19 protein-coding genes are annotated in these 16,277 nt (G+C 51.8%); 4 read left to right on the top strand and 15 right to left on the bottom strand.

Translation table 11 applies throughout. From position 1 onward, the window contains the following. Positions 1-5 precede the first annotated feature (5 nt). The 7 genes from F1E05_RS13920 to F1E05_RS13885 form a co-directional block, all read right to left on the bottom strand. Positions 6-407, bottom strand: a complete 402-nt coding sequence (locus F1E05_RS13920; protein ID WP_150049451.1) for a GNAT family N-acetyltransferase — start codon at positions 405-407, stop codon at positions 6-8. 35 nt (positions 408-442) lie between these two features. Then, positions 443-1,141 (bottom strand): hypothetical protein, encoded by a 699-nt coding sequence (locus F1E05_RS13915; RefSeq protein ID WP_150049449.1) that lies wholly within the window; start codon positions 1,139-1,141, stop codon positions 443-445. Between the two features lie 460 nt (positions 1,142-1,601). Further along, positions 1,602-1,910 (bottom strand): putative quinol monooxygenase, encoded by a 309-nt coding sequence (locus tag F1E05_RS13905; RefSeq protein ID WP_150049445.1) that lies wholly within the window; start codon positions 1,908-1,910, stop codon positions 1,602-1,604. 287 nt (positions 1,911-2,197) lie between these two features. Beyond that, the gene (locus F1E05_RS13900) at positions 2,198-2,692 is read right to left on the bottom strand and encodes a hypothetical protein (RefSeq protein WP_150049443.1); all 495 of its coding nucleotides are present in this window, start codon (positions 2,690-2,692) and stop codon (positions 2,198-2,200) included. Positions 2,693-3,172: 480 nt separating this feature from the next. Beyond that, a complete protein-coding gene (locus tag F1E05_RS13895; protein ID WP_150049441.1) occupies positions 3,173-3,706 on the bottom strand; it encodes an RDD family protein in 534 nt (177 codons plus the stop codon). 133 nt (positions 3,707-3,839) lie between these two features. Beyond that, positions 3,840-4,031: a hypothetical protein gene (locus F1E05_RS13890; RefSeq protein WP_150049439.1), complete on the bottom strand. Its 192-nt coding sequence runs from the start codon at positions 4,029-4,031 to the stop codon at positions 3,840-3,842. A 5-nt stretch (positions 4,032-4,036) separates the two neighbouring features. Beyond that, positions 4,037-4,228: a hypothetical protein gene (locus F1E05_RS13885; protein ID WP_150049437.1), complete on the bottom strand. Its 192-nt coding sequence runs from the start codon at positions 4,226-4,228 to the stop codon at positions 4,037-4,039. A 276-nt stretch (positions 4,229-4,504) separates the two neighbouring features. Here F1E05_RS13885 and F1E05_RS13880 point away from each other — a divergent pair, with 276 nt between their 5' ends. Further along, on the top strand, positions 4,505-5,083 hold the full coding sequence (locus tag F1E05_RS13880) for a chorismate--pyruvate lyase family protein (RefSeq protein ID WP_150049435.1): 579 nt from the start codon (positions 4,505-4,507) through the stop codon (positions 5,081-5,083). Here the strand turns inward: F1E05_RS13880 and F1E05_RS13875 are convergent. Both F1E05_RS13875 and F1E05_RS13870 read right to left on the bottom strand, forming a co-directional pair. Further along, positions 5,060-5,728, bottom strand: a complete 669-nt coding sequence (locus F1E05_RS13875; RefSeq protein ID WP_150049433.1) for a TFIIB-type zinc ribbon-containing protein — start codon at positions 5,726-5,728, stop codon at positions 5,060-5,062. The two genes, F1E05_RS13880 and F1E05_RS13875, sit on opposite strands and share 24 nt — an antisense overlap. 2 nt (positions 5,729-5,730) lie before the next feature. Continuing rightward, positions 5,731-6,741 carry an SPFH domain-containing protein gene (locus F1E05_RS13870; protein ID WP_150049431.1) on the bottom strand — a complete coding sequence of 337 codons (1,011 nt, stop codon included), beginning with the start codon at positions 6,739-6,741 and terminating at the stop codon, positions 5,731-5,733. An 80-nt stretch (positions 6,742-6,821) separates the two neighbouring features. Between F1E05_RS13870 and F1E05_RS13865 the strand changes: the two genes are divergently transcribed. The 3 genes from F1E05_RS13865 to F1E05_RS13855 all read left to right on the top strand — a co-directional run bounded on the left by F1E05_RS13865 (position 6,822) and on the right by F1E05_RS13855 (position 10,216). Then, the gene (locus tag F1E05_RS13865) at positions 6,822-7,352 is read left to right on the top strand and encodes a gamma carbonic anhydrase family protein (protein WP_150049429.1); all 531 of its coding nucleotides are present in this window, start codon (positions 6,822-6,824) and stop codon (positions 7,350-7,352) included. A 310-nt stretch (positions 7,353-7,662) separates the two neighbouring features. Then, positions 7,663-9,324: a glutamine--tRNA ligase/YqeY domain fusion protein gene (locus F1E05_RS13860; RefSeq protein WP_150049427.1), complete on the top strand. Its 1,662-nt coding sequence runs from the start codon at positions 7,663-7,665 to the stop codon at positions 9,322-9,324. Positions 9,325-9,334: 10 nt separating this feature from the next. Then, positions 9,335-10,216, top strand: a complete 882-nt coding sequence (locus F1E05_RS13855; RefSeq protein ID WP_150049425.1) for a fructosamine kinase family protein — start codon at positions 9,335-9,337, stop codon at positions 10,214-10,216. 7 nt (positions 10,217-10,223) lie between these two features. Here F1E05_RS13855 and F1E05_RS13850 read toward each other — a convergent pair whose 3' ends face one another. From F1E05_RS13850 to F1E05_RS13825, 6 genes are read right to left on the bottom strand one after another with little or no spacing between them, the layout of a single operon-like run. Continuing rightward, positions 10,224-11,231 (bottom strand): NAD-dependent epimerase, encoded by a 1,008-nt coding sequence (locus F1E05_RS13850; protein ID WP_150049423.1) that lies wholly within the window; start codon positions 11,229-11,231, stop codon positions 10,224-10,226. Positions 11,232-11,234: 3 nt separating this feature from the next. Then, on the bottom strand, positions 11,235-12,506 hold the full coding sequence (tviB, locus tag F1E05_RS13845; protein WP_150049421.1) for a Vi polysaccharide biosynthesis UDP-N-acetylglucosamine C-6 dehydrogenase TviB: 1,272 nt from the start codon (positions 12,504-12,506) through the stop codon (positions 11,235-11,237). A 34-nt stretch (positions 12,507-12,540) separates the two neighbouring features. Beyond that, entirely contained in the window at positions 12,541-13,140 is a 600-nt protein-coding gene (locus F1E05_RS13840; RefSeq protein WP_150049419.1) for a TetR/AcrR family transcriptional regulator, read from the bottom strand. 56 nt (positions 13,141-13,196) lie between these two features. Continuing rightward, the gene (gene pgsA / locus F1E05_RS13835) at positions 13,197-13,775 is read right to left on the bottom strand and encodes a CDP-diacylglycerol--glycerol-3-phosphate 3-phosphatidyltransferase (protein WP_150049418.1); all 579 of its coding nucleotides are present in this window, start codon (positions 13,773-13,775) and stop codon (positions 13,197-13,199) included. Further along, a complete protein-coding gene (gene uvrC, locus F1E05_RS13830; RefSeq protein ID WP_150049416.1) occupies positions 13,765-15,606 on the bottom strand; it encodes an excinuclease ABC subunit UvrC in 1,842 nt (613 codons plus the stop codon). Before uvrC ends, pgsA begins: the two co-directional genes overlap by 11 nt. Next, positions 15,603-16,250: a uracil-DNA glycosylase gene (locus F1E05_RS13825; RefSeq protein WP_150049414.1), complete on the bottom strand. Its 648-nt coding sequence runs from the start codon at positions 16,248-16,250 to the stop codon at positions 15,603-15,605. Before F1E05_RS13825 ends, uvrC begins: the two co-directional genes overlap by 4 nt. Positions 16,251-16,277 lie beyond the last annotated feature (27 nt).

The following is a 16,277-nucleotide window of genomic DNA, read 5'->3' as shown; positions in this document are numbered from 1 at the left end:
TGGAATTACCGGCTGCGTTTAATCATGAAGCCATTTTGCACTTCCTCGAAGCCGATCTTGGGGTAATACTCCGTGGCTTCGGGGGCCGATATCAGGATAAGCGCCACTTCCTCCCCAATGGCTTGGCGAACGCGGCCAATCAGCTCGCGGCCGATCCCTTGTTTTTGAAAAGCCTTGTCCACGGCGAGGTCGGAAAGATAGCAACAATAACTAAAATCGGTCAGGGCGCGGCATACCCCAACGAGTTTGTCCTCATGCCAAGCGGAGAAAATCAGGTTCGCATTAGCAAACATACGCTCGATCCGCGCCAAATCGGCGCTGGGACGCCGAATGCCGGAAGCATCGAAAACTGCCGCTATATCCGCGGATGCCAGGGGAGAATTTTGACGGTATTCAATCGCCGGCATAAGAACCTGACGTTGCTGGACCGAATCAAGTTGACTTAGCGGTCATCTTCGGTTGCGGGCCGCGAAGCCAATTTAAAGCGTTGCATCGACAATATCATAGCAATCAAATAAATGAATTCAATTACAATGATCATTTTCGGATAAATCATATTCATAAATTCAACTTCACTTTCTCTTACAGGAATATCCTGAAAGTTCCTTCTGGCTTCCACCATTTGAGTAATAAATGGATCCCATAAATCCCAGCTTAATAGGCTGGATACGATGGTAACGATGGTAATGCCAATTCCCAGCAATAATCCAGGCATTTTCAGCTTTAAAATCAGATAGCCTGAAAGCACGAACAGAATTCCTGCAATGACACTAAAAATAATTTGCGCTGCGGAATCAATAAAAATCCCGAAAAAAGGCATGGGCACCATAAATTCGGTCCATCTGACCAGATTTTTTGTACCTTCAAGAATTAATAGTACACCGAGTAAGAGGGTAAGCCAGCTTTCATTTTCATAAATAATTGGCTCTACAGTATTATCTTTCTCTATGCTTAAGAAATGTTTTCCCGGGGAAGGTAAAAATTTGTTCGACATATAAAGAATTAATCCAAAGGCTATAATCCAAGCTAAAAACGGTAAAACAGATTCGAAAAAATATTCGAATAACTCCTTGAAGGTAAGAAATAACAGTAAGTCTATATAAATAGCAAGAATTTTTCTTTTTTTTGAGGCGATTATCATTCCTTAATGCTCCAAAGAGGTTGTAAATTATGAGTAAGTTGAACGGGAGTATTTGCGTATCTTGAATTTTCTTTGTCGCGATAATAAAGTATTTTTTATTTAATATAAATATGATGTTCCATAAGCTATTTTGTATGATTGGCCTTTGAGGTGAAATTCCATGACGTATCGGCGTCTATCGAGTCTTCAGCAGTAATCTCAGATCGGAAATCCGCCGCTATTTGATTCCGTAGTAGCGGAGTATATGCTCTACCCGATCCAGCTGTTCTTTAGTGAGTGAGTCAGGATCCTCAATAATTTTTTCGCCGCTCCACTTTCTTGGCAGGTACTCATGTTCTCCGTTGTGTTTCCGGCATCCGAATAGCAAAAGTCCGGTCACCAGCGTTGCAAGGATGAATTGCTTATTCATTACATATAACGTAGCGCAGGCCCGGCCATGATTGATTGGCTGTAAGTTCCTTCAAACACTGCGTGAACCGGTGATGTCATATGCGGTGAATCTTCGTTCAATCAAGCCGCAACTGTTAGCAACCGTTCGCCAAGGTTCGATGTGCGGCGCCTGAAGATGCCGAGCAAGGCTTTCGTGATCCGGCCATAGTTCGGAAAAACGAATAAGCCCGGGATCAAACGGATCTTCCGCTACGTCATAGGCAATACAGCCATCGCTTCGGTAGGTCGTTTCGACCAAGGTTCGTAGATGCGGGCGAACCTTTGGCATCTGCTCGGGTGGAAATCTGAGAATTCCGAATACAGCTACAGCGGCTTGCATTGAAGTACCCTAAAATAAAATGGCTGCGTTTGGAGTGTTTTGTGGTGGCCCAACGGATAGTTAAGCGGCCATTCCGCCTAAACGAACGTGGGTGAAATAAATAACAGGGAATTTCTTAGTTTACCGGTACTAATCATTCAATTTTGATTACCCATTTATCCCATAAGCTTTTGACTAACGGGCTAATTAGTCCAATTACTCCCAAACGGCACAGTAAGTATACCCAAGCCGCAGGTATGAAATTTAATAATCCGTTATCCGGCCTAATAGGCCAAAACGGTTGCATATCAGCCCTGTATAATACTATCCAGGGCTACGTGTGAAAATGTACCGATAAACGCGCCTGTTGACGCCGAAAACCAAGTAAGGCTTGATTTTACTTGTAGCCATTTCAAGTATTTAAAATTCGAGCAGGCATTCCAGGTGCTGAGTAACCATTGGCATACTATTGTGCCTATGAAGAGAGTAAACAAACCTATAGCGAACGCACCTATATAGGTATGGGTAAAGCGGTGCAAGATGTCATCATGGCTTAAAATACGAATTAGCGGCTCTAAGTCGATAATCACTTGATAAATTCCGAAGACTGTCAAACTAAAATAGCGGCCGGTTAATGCTTTAATTGCTGCTCCCGGCCCTATCTGAAATGGTGTAAAAGGCATGTCTTTCCGTTGTCTAAATTTATGAATATCAAATAAATCCGCTAGGTCGGCTTGATATTGGACCGCCTTTTCAAGCAGATTACCGGCTCTTCGGAAAATCAGGCATAGTTGAAGCGACAAATCGGATATTGGCGGTCGATTTTTTCAATAAGGCTCGGATGTCTTTGGCCGCTGAGTTTATCAGGTAGATTGTTCCAGTCAAGAGGCTGTTCGTGGACGATCGCGGCGGGTATGTACTCGAGGGTCCCGTTGGACGCAGTCTTCCGGCATTAAGCGAAAAAGCTCTCAGAACCTCAAATTCGGCATGGGTTTGTGCCTAGCGAGTTTTTGCCGGAGCAAATTGAGCCTGTAGGGCGTATGCGGCTAGGCGATCCGCCAAATCAAATGGGTAACGCCATCATTATTGCGGCGGACCCCGGTAAACCGGTTCCACTTTACGGCCTTAGGCGCCACTAGGCTGACGGCGTGCCCCATATAGGTATCCTTTCCAGCCAAGGATGGTCAGCGCGACAAGGCCAACCAGAGTCATAACAGTAACGACCATCATGACGATGGTCGCAGTCTCGGAGCACGCATCCTTGCTGCAAAGGGCGACTACCGTTATGCCCCAAATGAAATAGCAGCCGAACCAATATACCAAAATAACCAGGAGTCGGCGCCAACGCTAAGATAAACGTTGTGCTCTTCTTGGCGTGTTAGTTCAGGGAGAATCTCATGGTCTAAAACTAGCCGATCATCTCTGTAGACGATAACCGATCCGGCTACTACATCGTGCAATGCTTGACGCCGCTTTGTCGTTAGAACAAAAAGAAATGCGGGTAGACCGGTAATGCTCTTAACCAAAAACCGAATCGAGGCGGCCCCAATCCCAATATTAGAGTTAGAAGAAACGCGACGCACGCGGATCCCAACCAGATGATGAGCAACCGAACCGCCGGTAAATGCTACTGCAAAGGGTTCTAAGGCAAGAATGACAAGCACTGCAGCGGCCGCCTTAAGGCGGCCACTCTCAATACCTGCGACAGCGAGCAAATAGATTGAAGTAACAGCTAAGACAGGCAACACAATGCCGTCTATGCTGGCTCCTAGGTTGCGCCGAAGGATTCGCGGGTAGAGCTGTTCAGCTGTTGCCATGACTATGTTGCCTAATGTGGAATTCCGCCGACGCCGGAAGTGTAGCGAAAAGCGGTAGGCTGGAATGATACATATGCATTGTTTGTTACTTGCCTTCGGTTATCAATACCTGAGGGTTTGCCGCGATCCTCTGTCATAAATCCTGTTTCACATCGGAGCGCAGATTCGGCCAGCGGCAAAATGCGAATATCCAGATCATGATGATGTTGACGATAGGTACCAGCAAAATCAAGGTCCAACGGCCGTCCAGGCCGGCTTTCAGCAAGATTTTGTAACCCAGCCACAACACGAACATCGCAAAAATCGGCGCTATTGCATAGAACATGATGACTACTCCTTGCCGGCATTAGGCCAAGGCATGAAGGCGAGTTGTATAAAAATCAGTAACAAGCCGAATCCCGGTAAAAATACCAAGGCAGCCCAGGCGGGATTCAAGCCGGCTTTGCGGTAAATCAACAAGGTGGGAATCAAGATCGTTAAGCCCACGATCACGGCTTGCAGAAATTCCGGCGGCATAAACATGGTGAGTCTTCCTCCTGATTAACGATGAAGGTGGTGACGGGAGCGATACGGTTTCGCGATGATAATCTTCGGTCGCGCAACCGGGTGTCCGTTCCCGCCCTTAATGTGTTTTTATTCGGGTAATGGCCCGCTTTCAGGATGCTATCTAAGCCTGCCGGTATGCGGCATGCGCTTCGCTAGCTTATTGGCGGCCATTCCGATAGATCGAGCGGCAGTGCGAAAATCGACTTAGGTTTCGGTAGAATAACCGGTTTTTCCGTTACGTAAAATTTTACCTTGCACAATAGTTATTTATTTTTGCGTTCGCCGCGATGGTCTGCGGGAATCGGCAATGCGGGTTCTCGAGCGCCTGCGATTCTGCAACCCTGGCTGCAGGAACAAGGTTCGCTGACTAAGCGCTTGCGCCGGTATTTCGGTGCCAATGTAGCGGTCAGTTTGTTGTTTCATCAATGGCAGCCGGCTTTCGTGGAAGAATGTCGGCAATTGGCTGTGCCTCATAGCCGATACCAATTGATCCGCGAGGTGTTGCTGCACGCCGACGGGGTGCCGTTGGTTTTGGCGCGGACGGTGCTACCGGCCGCGACCATTAAAATCGCGCAGAGAAATTTATCGCATTTGGGTACGCGCCCTTTGGGAGAAGTGATTTTTTCGTATCCGGATTTGGCATTGACGCAGCGCGATTTCAGTCTGGCGACGGCGGCGCAATGGTCGACTGCGGTGCGGTTGCGTTTTTTGGGCGAACAGGCGGTTTTTGGGCGGCGCACCCTTTACGGCATACACCGGCAACCGTTGTTGGTGGCCGAGTTCTTCCTGCCGGAAATGCTGCACCAGTTATCGGAACAGGGTGAAAATTAAATCCGCTACCGTTTGGATCAGATTGTTTTCGTCGCCCCAATTGCCGCTATAGCCGGTTGAGTTGTCATCGCCGGTTCGGTAGCGGGTCTGGCGAGCCGGCGGCTTTTGCGGACGCTGTTGTTTTTTCTTTTCGTCTAACAGCCGTCCGCCGGCGGTTTGCCATTCCAGTAAATGGCTGATTTCCCCGGGATCCAGCCAAATACCGTGCGGCATGCAGCGGTCTATGACGACGCCGCTGCGGTGACCGTACAGCGTGCGTTTCATAAATTCCCGGCAGACCGGGCATTTGAGGTATCTCACCGTTTTGTCTTTCGGAAAACGCTCAAGGTTGATGTTGTCCAGCCAGGCGGAATTGGTTTGTATGGCCGGAGAGTCGGCATGGTCCAGCAATATTTCCACTTCGCCCGGATCGAAGAACAAGCCGAAACAGCTTGGGCAGCGGTCTAGTTCCAAGGGCGCGGCCGCTAGGCTGAGTGCGATGGTCTGTAATTCCAGGTCGCATTGCGGGCAAATTCGATGATGTTGTATGCCGGCCGGTTGATAAGCCAGTTTACCGTGCAGATCGACATCGTTTCGCACGCCGCAGTACAGGCAGATTTGCGTGTTAGCCGCCAGCGGCGCCGAGCAGGTTTGACATTTGGCCATTGTTACAATTTTTCCAGCAATTCCTGTTTTTTCGCGGCGTATTCGGCGTCGGAAATCAATTGCGCTTGGTAAAGCTGTTTCAATTTTGCCAGCTTGACGCTGATGTCGTCTTGGTCTGCGCCAGGGGGTGTGGCGGAGGATTGCGTGCCTTGCAACATGCTTTGTCCCAATGCTACCCCGGCACCGAGACTCACGCCGGCTCCGGCTGCGCCGCTTTCGTTGCGCGCCGCGTCTCTGACCGCCTCCAAGCGTTGTAATTCGGCATAGTCTACGCCTGCCGCTCGGGCCGCTTGGTTTTCGGCGGTGACATCGGCAATTCGGTTGATGCGGCGCAAGGTGTCGTCGTCGAAATCGGTACCCTCTATCCTGAAATCGCCGATAGCGAACCCGAGTTTACGCGAGGCCATCGCCAGTTTTATACCGATGCCGCGGGCGATTTCTTCCCGGTTGGCGTCGATTTGCGCAAAACTGTAACCGCATTCGGCCAGGTAATCGCTAATCGGCTGCACGATGCGGGCGGAAATGACCGGGCGAAATTCGCTGACGCGGATTTGGCCGTGGCTGCCGACCACGTTGACGAAAAACGCATTAGGGTCGGTGATTTGATAGCTAAAATTACCGTAAGCTTTCAGACCGACTGGAATATGATAGGCCGGGTCTTGATATTTTATGGGCGAGCTGGTGCCCCATTTCTGGTCCAGGATTTTGCTGGTCCGGAAAAAATAGAGGCCGACTTTGTGCTCGCTTTCGAAAAATTGCATGAATTTTTTGATGGTGGTCCAAAACGGTACGTTATCGGTTTGCAAATTGATCAGGCATTGTTGTTCGATCACCGCTTTTACTTGGCCTTGGTACACGAAAATGCAGCCTTGGCCCGGACCGACGATCAATTTGGAGGCATTTTTGATTTCGTCGCCGTTTTCGCTCCATTGGGCAAAAAGTATATCGGGATCAGATTCTTGCCACTCGATAACCGAGCGCAGTTGCCGTTTCAGGCCGTCTAGGATAGGCATAGCGACTCCTTGGGTGTGGTGTAGCCTTGCGTAATTGCGTAACATTGTTTTTACAAGTATGGCAAACAACAGGAGTCTATGTGGCAATTCGTAGCTTTAACCAGCAACTCCCTAAAATCGGGGAGAGAGTGTTTATCGATCCGTCCGCCGAGGTGATCGGCGCTGTGGAAATCGGCGACGATGTTTCGGTTTGGCCGACCGTGGTGATTCGCGGCGATGTGGAGTCGATCAGCATCGGTGCCGGCAGCAATGTGCAAGACGGCTCCGTGTTGCATGTTTCCCACGCCGGCGACTATTCGGCCAGCGGTTTCCCGCTCACGATAGGTCGCGGGGTGACGATAGGGCATAGGGCGACCGTGCACGGCTGTACGGTCGGCAATTGTTGTTTGATCGGTATCGGCGCGATCGTCATGGACGGTGCGGTAATCGAAGATTACGTGATGTTGGGGGCCGGCGCTTTGGTATCGCCGGGTAAAACCTTAGAAAGCGGATACTTGTACGTCGGCGCGCCGGCGCGGCCGGTTCGGGAATTGGGCGAGAAAGAAAAGGCGTTTTTAGAATATTCCTACCAGCATTACATCGAATTAAAAAACCAGTATTTAGCCGAGTAGACCGGTTGAAGCGACGGTTGACGCGGGCGAACGGCCGGTTTCTATACCGGTCGGTCGGCGCGCTTGTGGGATAGGATGATCCGCGATTCGCTCCGCTCCGGCGGCGTTTGTCCCGCACGGGTTGTTTGTGTCGGCGGCGTAGTTCGAAACCGTGTTAGCGGCTTTGCGGCGAACGCAGGCATGCTTGCCTGAACGACGGTTAGAATCGAGGCAAGCGGCGCCGTTAGGCCCATCAGTCCGCCAGCCGCCTTTACGCCTTCCAAGCAAACTCGTTAAAATGCAAGCGTTCATTCACTTTTGCACCTCTCACATGTCAACCAGCGAAAGCCTTGCTCCAGCCAATTTCATCCGTCATATCATTGCCGAAGATTTAGCGGCAGGCAAAAACGCCGGCAAAGTCGCCACGCGCTTTCCGCCGGAACCTAACGGCTATTTGCATATCGGCCACGCCAAATCGATTTGCTTGAATTTTACCTTGGCGGCGGAAAACAACGGCACCTGTAATCTGCGTTTCGACGACACCAATCCCGAGAAAGAAAGCGTCGAGTACATGGAATCCATCGAAACAGATGTTGCCTGGTTGGGATTCGAATGGGCTGGGAAGTTCCATGCCTCGGATTATTTCGAAACCCTGTACGACTACGCCGTGCAGTTGATCAAGATGGGCAGGGCGTATGTGGATGGTTCCAGCGCGGAACAAATGCGCGCCGACCGGGGTACTTTGACTGAACCCGGCAAAGAAAGTCCGGACAGAAATCGCAGTATCGAGGACAATTTGGATTTGTTTCAGCGCATGCGTGCCGGCGAGTTCGACGACGGCCATTACGTGCTGCGCGCCAAAATCGACATGGCGGCGCCGAACATCAACCTACGCGATCCGGTGATTTACCGGATCCGCCGCGCGCATCATCATCGAACCGGCGACGCCTGGTGTATCTATCCGATGTACGACTACACGCATTGTTTGTCGGATATGCTGGAGAGTATTACCCATTCGATTTGCACCTTGGAATTCGAAGACCACAGGCCGCTGTACGATTGGGTATTGGATACATTGGAAACCCCCTGCCATCCGCAACAAATCGAATTTGCCCGCTTGCAATTGGAGTACACCATCGTCAGCAAGCGCAAACTGCTGCAACTGGTTAACGAAAAGCACGTATCCGGCTGGGACGACCCACGCATGCCGACGATATCCGGGTTGCGACGGGCCGGAGTACCGCCGGAAGCCATCCGCGATTTCTGCGAGCGTATCGGGGTGACCAAGAAAAACTCTTGGATAGAGATGACGGTGTTGGAAAACTGCATCCGTGAAGACTTGAACGAACGTGCGCTACGGGCTATGGCGGTTTTGCGGCCGCTGCGGGTAATCATCACGAATTGGGATGAGGCAAAGTCCGAAACCTACCAAATGGCCAATCATCCGCAAAAGCCGGAAATGGGTAGTCGGGAAGTGCCGTTCGGGAAAGTGATTTTGATCGAACAGGACGATTTCATGGAAAATCCGCCCAAGGATTTCAAACGGTTGCAGCCCGGCGGCGAAGTGCGTCTACGCGGTTCCTACGTGATTAAATGCGACGAGGTGATCAAAGACGCGGACGGCAAGGTCGTGGAATTACGTTGCAGCTACGACCCGGCGACCCTGGGAAAGAATCCGGAAGGCCGTAAAGTGAAGGGCGTCATTCACTGGGTATCCGCACAACATGCGTTGCCGGCGGAAATTCGTCTTTACGACCGCTTGTTCAGCCACCCCAATCCGGATACCTTGGATAATTTCCTGGATGCGTTGAATCCCAACTCCTTGGAAATTTTGACGGAGTGTCGGGTGGAGGCCGGTTTGGCGGCGGCGCAAACCGATTGCCGCTATCAGTTCGAACGTACCGGCTATTTTTGTTTGGACAGTTTGGAAAGCGAGGCAGGCAAATTGGTATTTAATCGTACCGTTACCTTACGCGATAGTTGGGGTAAATAGAGGAGGCAGCATGCCTTTATCGCCGGCATTGGTCAAACACATCAGCGAAGAAACCGGTCGCAATCTGGCCAAACACAAAATTACCAGTGTCGGCGGCGGCGACATCAATGCCGCTTACCGTTTGCAGGCTGAAAACACCGACTGGTTCATCAAGTTCAATCGCGTCGATCTATTGTCCATGTTTGTGGCTGAAGCTGCGGGTTTGGCCGAATTGGCGGAATCCGGCGCCGTGCAAGTGCCGTCCGTGGTCGCGCATGGCGAATTCGGCACTCAAGCTTATTTGATCCTGGAATTTATCGAGCTGGATGCGTTAAGGTCCGGCGCCGGCAAACTCGGCGAACAATTGGCGCGCTTGCATGGCCTGCCGCAAATGTTTTTTGGCTGGCACATGCACAACACCATAGGTTCAACCCCGCAGTTCAATGCGCGCGACGACGATTGGGTGGGCTTTTGGCGCAAACAGCGCTTAGGCCGGCAACTGCAATTCGCGGCGAGCAATGGGTGTCCCAAGCAGTTGTTGGATAGCGGCGAAAAGTTGATGCAAAATTGTGCCGCATTGTTCAGCGGCTACCGGCCGCAGCCATCCTTGTTGCACGGCGATTTATGGGGCGGCAATGCCGCAAGGGATCAGCAGGGCAATCCGGTTATCTTCGATCCGGCCTGCTATTACGGCGACCGCGAAGCGGATATAGCGATGACGGAATTGTTCGGCGGTTTCGGCGCCGATTTCTATGCCGCCTATCAAGGCGGGTTTCCGTTGGATGCCGGTTACAAGGTTAGAAAAACCCTGTACAACCTGTACCACATTTTGAATCATTTCAATTTGTTCGGCGGAGGATATGCCGGCCAAGCCCACCGTATGATGGAACAACTGTTGGCTGAGATAGGCTAAACACCGTTTAGCAACGGTAGTATTCGCGGTACCAGGATACGAAGCGTTCGATACCGACTTGTATGCTGGTATTCGGTTTATACCCCACGTCGGTAACCAGTGCTTCGACGTCGGCGTAAGTATCCGGAACGTCGCCCGGTTGCAGCGGCAGCAAGTTTTTCTCGGCGGTTTTACCTAACAAGCCTTCCAGCGTCTCGATGTAAGTCATCAATTCCACCGGACTCTGATTGCCGATGTTGTAGACTCGCCACGGCGCTTTACTGGTGCCGGGGTCGGGAGTAAGGCCGCTCCAGTCCGGATTGGCTTGGGCGTTGTGGTCCAAGGTGCGGATCACGCCTTCCACGATATCGTCGATATAAGTAAAGTCGCGGCGGTGTTTGCCGTAGTTGAACACGTCGATTTTCTCGCCGGCCAATATGGCTTTGGTAAACAGGAACAAGGCCATATCCGGACGTCCCCACGGGCCGTAGACGGTAAAAAACCGCAAGCCGGTAGTCGGTAACTGATATAGATTGCTGTAGGTGTGGGCCATCAGTTCGTTGGCCTTTTTCGAGGCGGCATACAGGCTCATCGGATGGTCGACCACGTCGTGTACCGAAAACGGCATGGATTCGTTGGCGCCGTACACCGAACTGCTGGACGCATAAACCAAGTGCTCGGTTCCGTAGTGCCGGCAGCCTTCCAGGATATTCATGAAACCGACGATGTTGCTGTCGATGTAGGCGTGCGGATTTTCCAGCGAATAGCGCACGCCGGCTTGGGCGGCTAAATTCACGACTTTTTGCGGCCGGTATTGTTTGAACAAATTCGCCATGCCGTCGCGGTCGGCAATATCCAAGCGCACGTCGGTGAATGCGTTAAAATCGGCGAGTCTGGCCAGCCGGTCTTTTTTTAAATTGACGTCGTAATAATCGTTCAAATTGTCGACGCCGATGATTTCGTCGCCGCGTTCCAGCAGGCGCAAAGCCAGATGATTGCCGATAAAACCGGCCGTGCCGGTAACCAGTATGCGCATGCCTTATAACCTCGCGTCCGTTTGGTGGGCCGGAAACAGGTATTTCAAATCGTAGATGATGGCGTGCGGTTTGCCCAAGGCACGAATTTCGTCGATAGGGGTTTCCTTAAATTCCTGATGGGCGACGGCCAGCACGATAGCATCGTATTTGCCTTTGCTCGGCTGGCTGACCGGGCGGATGCCGTATTCTTCGAAGGTTTCGTCGCGGTTGACCCAGGGGTCGTAAACGTCGATGTTGACGCCGTAAGTTTTTAGTTCGGCGACGATGTCGACAATGCGGGTGTTGCGTATGTCCGGGCAATTTTCCTTGAAGGTCAAGCCCATGATCAACACCCTGGCGTCTTGAATTTGAATGCGCTTTTTCAGCATCAATTTGATTAACTGGGAGACTACGTATACCCCCATGCTGTCGTTGATGCGCCGGCCGGATAGGATGACCTCGGGGTTGTAGCCGATGGCCTGGGCTTTGTGGGTCAGATAGTAAGGATCGACGCCGATGCAATGGCCGCCGACCAAGCCGGGCCGGAACGGTAAAAAGTTCCACTTGGTGCCGGCGGCGATCAACACTTCCTCGGTGTCTATGCCGAGCTTGTTGAATATCAACGCCAGTTCGTTTATCAAGGCGATGTTGACGTCGCGTTGGGTGTTTTCGATGACTTTGGCCGCTTCCGCGACTTTGATACTGCTGGCTTTGTGGGTGCCGGCGCTGATGATGCTTTTATACAAGGCGTCGACTTTGTCGGCGATTTCCGGCGTGGAGCCGGAAGTGACTTTCAGAATATTGGTGACTCTATGCTGCTTGTCGCCGGGATTGATGCGTTCCGGACTGTATCCGACGAAAAAGTCTCGGTTGAAGCTTAAGCCGGATACCGCTTCCAGAATAGGCACGCAGATTTCTTCGGTGGCGCCGGGATACACGGTCGATTCGTAGACCACGATATCGCCTTTTTTGATGACTTTGCCCAGTAAGTCGCTGGCTTTTTGCAAAGGCGTCAAGTCCGGTTGTTTGTGTTCGTTGATCGGCGTGGGGACGGTAACGATGTAAATATTGCAGTCGGTTAGCGAAGCAACCTCGGCGCTGTAGCTGAGTTGAGTGGCTTGCGCCAGTTCTTCGGGGCTGACTTCCAAGGTGTGATCGTTGCCGGATTGCAGTTCCGCCACCCTATGCTTATTGATATCGAAGCCGACGGTAGGGTATCGGCGTCCGAATTCCACCGCTAGCGGCAAGCCGACATAACCTAAACCTATCATGCCGATCTTGATGTCTTTAAGCATATGCGTCACTCCTGTATTGATACGAGGTCACAATTCATTTTTTGGCGATGCATCCCCAAGCCGATATCCAGACCTGCGATTGATAGCTGTCGGCCGATTTCGGCAGAGCGCCGGTCAACACCATGGACAGCGTTTGGTTGATGATGCCAAAAAAATAACAATAGGCTAGCAAAGGATCGATCGCTCGGATTTCGCCGTCCCTGATGCCGTTCTGAATAATACGTTTTATTTTAGTAAAAGCCGGAGTATCCAGCAGAGGCATCGCGTCGGGCATGAAATCCTCGGCGTTGACGAACAACAGAAATTGCACGATTTCGGGGGCGTCGTCGGTCAGCCGGCACAACAAATCCACGATCTCGCGCAATTGCTCGGAGGCTTTGCGGTTTCTGCGCCGGATGTCGTCTATGGAAATACTCAAGCTGTCGAGAATGTTTTCCCGCAAGGTTTGCGCGATTGCCTGCTTGGTTTTGAAATAATGATAGACCGCATTGGTGGATCCCAGTCCGGCGGCATTTTTAAGGTCCGCGAGCGACGTATTGAAATAACCCTTTTGAGCGAACAGTTTGAGTGCCGCTTGCAGGACTTCGTCTTGGCTCGGAACGTTGTTAATAGTGTTTTCTAATTCTTGTTCCATGGTTGTTATGTACAGCTTTACCTGCTGTTCTTACCGGTGAGTAAGGTGCGTGCGCCTTACAAGTTGTTTAAATTGTTATTATTTATTGTCGATAAAGCGGCAACCAGGTAATTAACCATCGACCATAGGGTTAAGACGGCGGATAAGTATAACAGCCAATAGCCCATTTGATTGATCGGTAAACCCAGCAAATCGTCCCGGTAAAGCAATAAACTGATTGCCGTGATTTGCGCCGTGGTTTTCCATTTGCCCAGCTGCGAAACCTGGACTTTGGCGCGCTGGCCGATCTCAGCCATCCATTCCCTGAGCGAGGCGATAGTAATTTCCCTACCGATGATAACCGCCGCAGGAATAGCCAGATAGGGAGTCGCTTCCGCTTGTACGACCAGTACCAACACGAACGCCACCATCAACTTGTCGGCGACGGGGTCTAAAAACGCGCCGAATGCAGTTTCCAAATTCAGTTTGCGGGCCAGATAACCGTCCAGCCAATCGGTCAAGCCGGCTACCAGAAAAATGACGGTACAGGCGATACGACTGAATTCCCACGGTAAATAAAATACGATGGCCAATAGCGGGATCAGCGCAATCCGTAATAAGGTCAAATATGTCGGTAAATTAAATTTAACTACCATCTTGATGGTGAAACGTATCGTATATTCGTTGCGCCAGTTGTTTACTGATGCCGTCGATGCCGGCCAAAGCTTCGACGCTGGCATTGCTGACGCCTTGCAAACCGCCGAATTGCTTCAACAAACTTTGCCTTCTTTTCGGTCCCAGACCGGCAATCTCTTGTAATAGGGATTGCTGTTTGGCTTTGCCGCGCCGTTGTCTGTGGCCGGTAATCGCGAACCGGTGCGCTTCATCCCGAATGTGTTGAATTAACAGCAACGCGCTGGCGTTCGGCGTAACGTCGACCGGATGATCCCGCCCCGGCACGATGATTTTTTCCATGCCCGCTTTACGGTCCGGTCCTTTGGATACCCCGATTATCATAACATTGTTTATCTCTAATTCCGCCAGTGCCTTTTGCGCCGCGGCGACTTGTCCTTTGCCGCCGTCGATGAACAGAATGTCCGGGGCCGGGTGCTCGCCTTGCTGCTGGCGTTTGAAACGTCTAAACACGGCTTGGTGAATGGCGGCGTAATCGTCGCCGCCGGTAAGGCCTTCGATGTTGAAACGGCGGTAATCGGATTTGACCGGACCTTCGCGGTCGAACACGACGCAGGAGGCGACGGTTTGTTCGCCTTGGGTGTGGCTGATGTCGAAACACTCCAATCGTTTGGGTACTTCGGCGCACTTGAATTCTTGCTGCAGACTTAAAAAGCGGGCGTATAAACCTTGTTTATCGGCCAAGCGGGTTTGCAAGGCGTTGTCTGCGTTGGTCAAGGCCAGTTGCAACCACTTTTGCCGCTCGCCGCGCACGCTGTGGCTAATGGCGACCGGGTGCTTGGCTTGTTCGGTCAGTACCTGGGTCAACAGTGCGGTTTCCGGCAGCGGATGGCTGACGATCAACTCCTGAGGTAGCGCTTTGTCCAGGTAATATTGACCGATGAAAGCTTGCAAAACCGCGGCGGCTTCGTTGTCGTCGCCCATTTTGGGGAAAAACTGCCGATTGCCCAAATTTTGGCCGTTGCGTATGTAAAACACTTGTACGCAGGCCGAATCGGCTTTGGTCGCGCAAGCGATGATGTCCACGTCGCCTTTTTCGCCTTCGACCCGGTATTTCTCCAATACGCTACGCAAGCGTTGAATCTGATCCCGATAAGCCGCGGCTTGTTCGAATTCCAGTTTTGCCGCGGCCCGTTCCATTTTTTGTACCAATTGCTCTATGAGCTGTCCGCCTTGCCCCTCCAAAAACAAAATGGTGTCTTCGACGTCTTGCCGGTAGGCTTCCTTTGTGATCAAGTCGACGCAAGGCGCAGTGCAGCGTTCGATTTGATATTCCAGGCAGGGGCGCGAGCGGGCGCTGTAGTAAGAGTCTTCGCATTGGCGTACCGGGAAGATTTTTTGCAACAGTTTTAAGGTTTCCCTGACGGCTGCCGCGCTGGGGTAGGGGCCGAAATACCGGCCTTTGCGTTTCTTGGCGCCGCGGTGGTAGGCCAATTGCGGAAAATCGTGAAAAGTGGAGACATAGATATAAGGATAGGATTTATCGTCGCGCAAACTGATGTTGTAGCGCGGCTTGTGACGTTTGATCAGCTGGCTTTCCAGCAGCAGGGCCTCACCTTCAGTATGGGTGACCGTCACTTCTATGCCGGCTATCCGGGCAACCATGGCTTGCTGTTTCGGAGTCGTGGCTTGGTTGCGGAAATAGCTGGAAACCCGGTTTTTCAGATTTTTGGCTTTGCCGACGTAGATGATCTCGCCTTTCTGATCCAGCATTTTATAAACCCCCGGCCGTTGGGTCAGGGTTTGTAGAAACGCTTTCGGATCGAAATTCGTGGGAGGGCTGTTATCGATCACGGCAAGGGCGGCAACAAGGTTTTAACGGTGGCAAACACCTCGGCCAGCATAGCCATGCTCAGCCGTTTGGTTTGCACGTTGTAGCGGCTGCAATGGTAGGAGCTGACCAGGCGCTTGCCGTCCGGCAATTCGAACAGCCTATGATGACCGAAAACGGCGGCGCCGGCTTTCAAGCCGTAAGCCCTGAGTACCGCTTGGTGAGCGATATTGCCCAGGGCCAAAATCACCGCTCCGGCCGGCAGGGTTTGCAATTCGGCGGCTAAAAAGCCGTTGCAGCGCTTGATCTCTTCGCCGGTCGGTTTGTTTTGCGGCGGCAGACATTTGACCGCATTGGTGATGCGGCAATCCATCAAGTTCAAGCCGTCGCTCAAGGCAGTGGATTGCGCTTGGTTGCTGAAGCCGAAATCGTACAAGGCTTGATACAACAGGATCCCGGCGTAATCGCCGGTAAACGGCCGGCCGCTGGCGTTGGCGCCGTGCATGCCGGGCGCCAGCCCCACGATCAACAGCCGGGCGTCGCACGCTCCGAACGGCGCAACCGGCCGGGCGTGGTAACTTGGATATTGGGATTTGACTTGGTCGAGAAAGTCGGCCAAACGCGGGCATTGCTTGCAGGCCGAATCGAAAGTGCTTGCTGCGTCCATTGACTGTTGACGATAGGTGGTAACGAG

Source organism: Methylomonas rhizoryzae (genome assembly GCF_008632455.1).
GTDB classification, from domain to species: domain Bacteria; phylum Pseudomonadota; class Gammaproteobacteria; order Methylococcales; family Methylomonadaceae; genus Methylomonas; species Methylomonas rhizoryzae.
The sequence above is the reverse complement of the archived record's forward strand: the minus strand, read 5'-3'. Positions and strand labels throughout refer to the sequence as shown.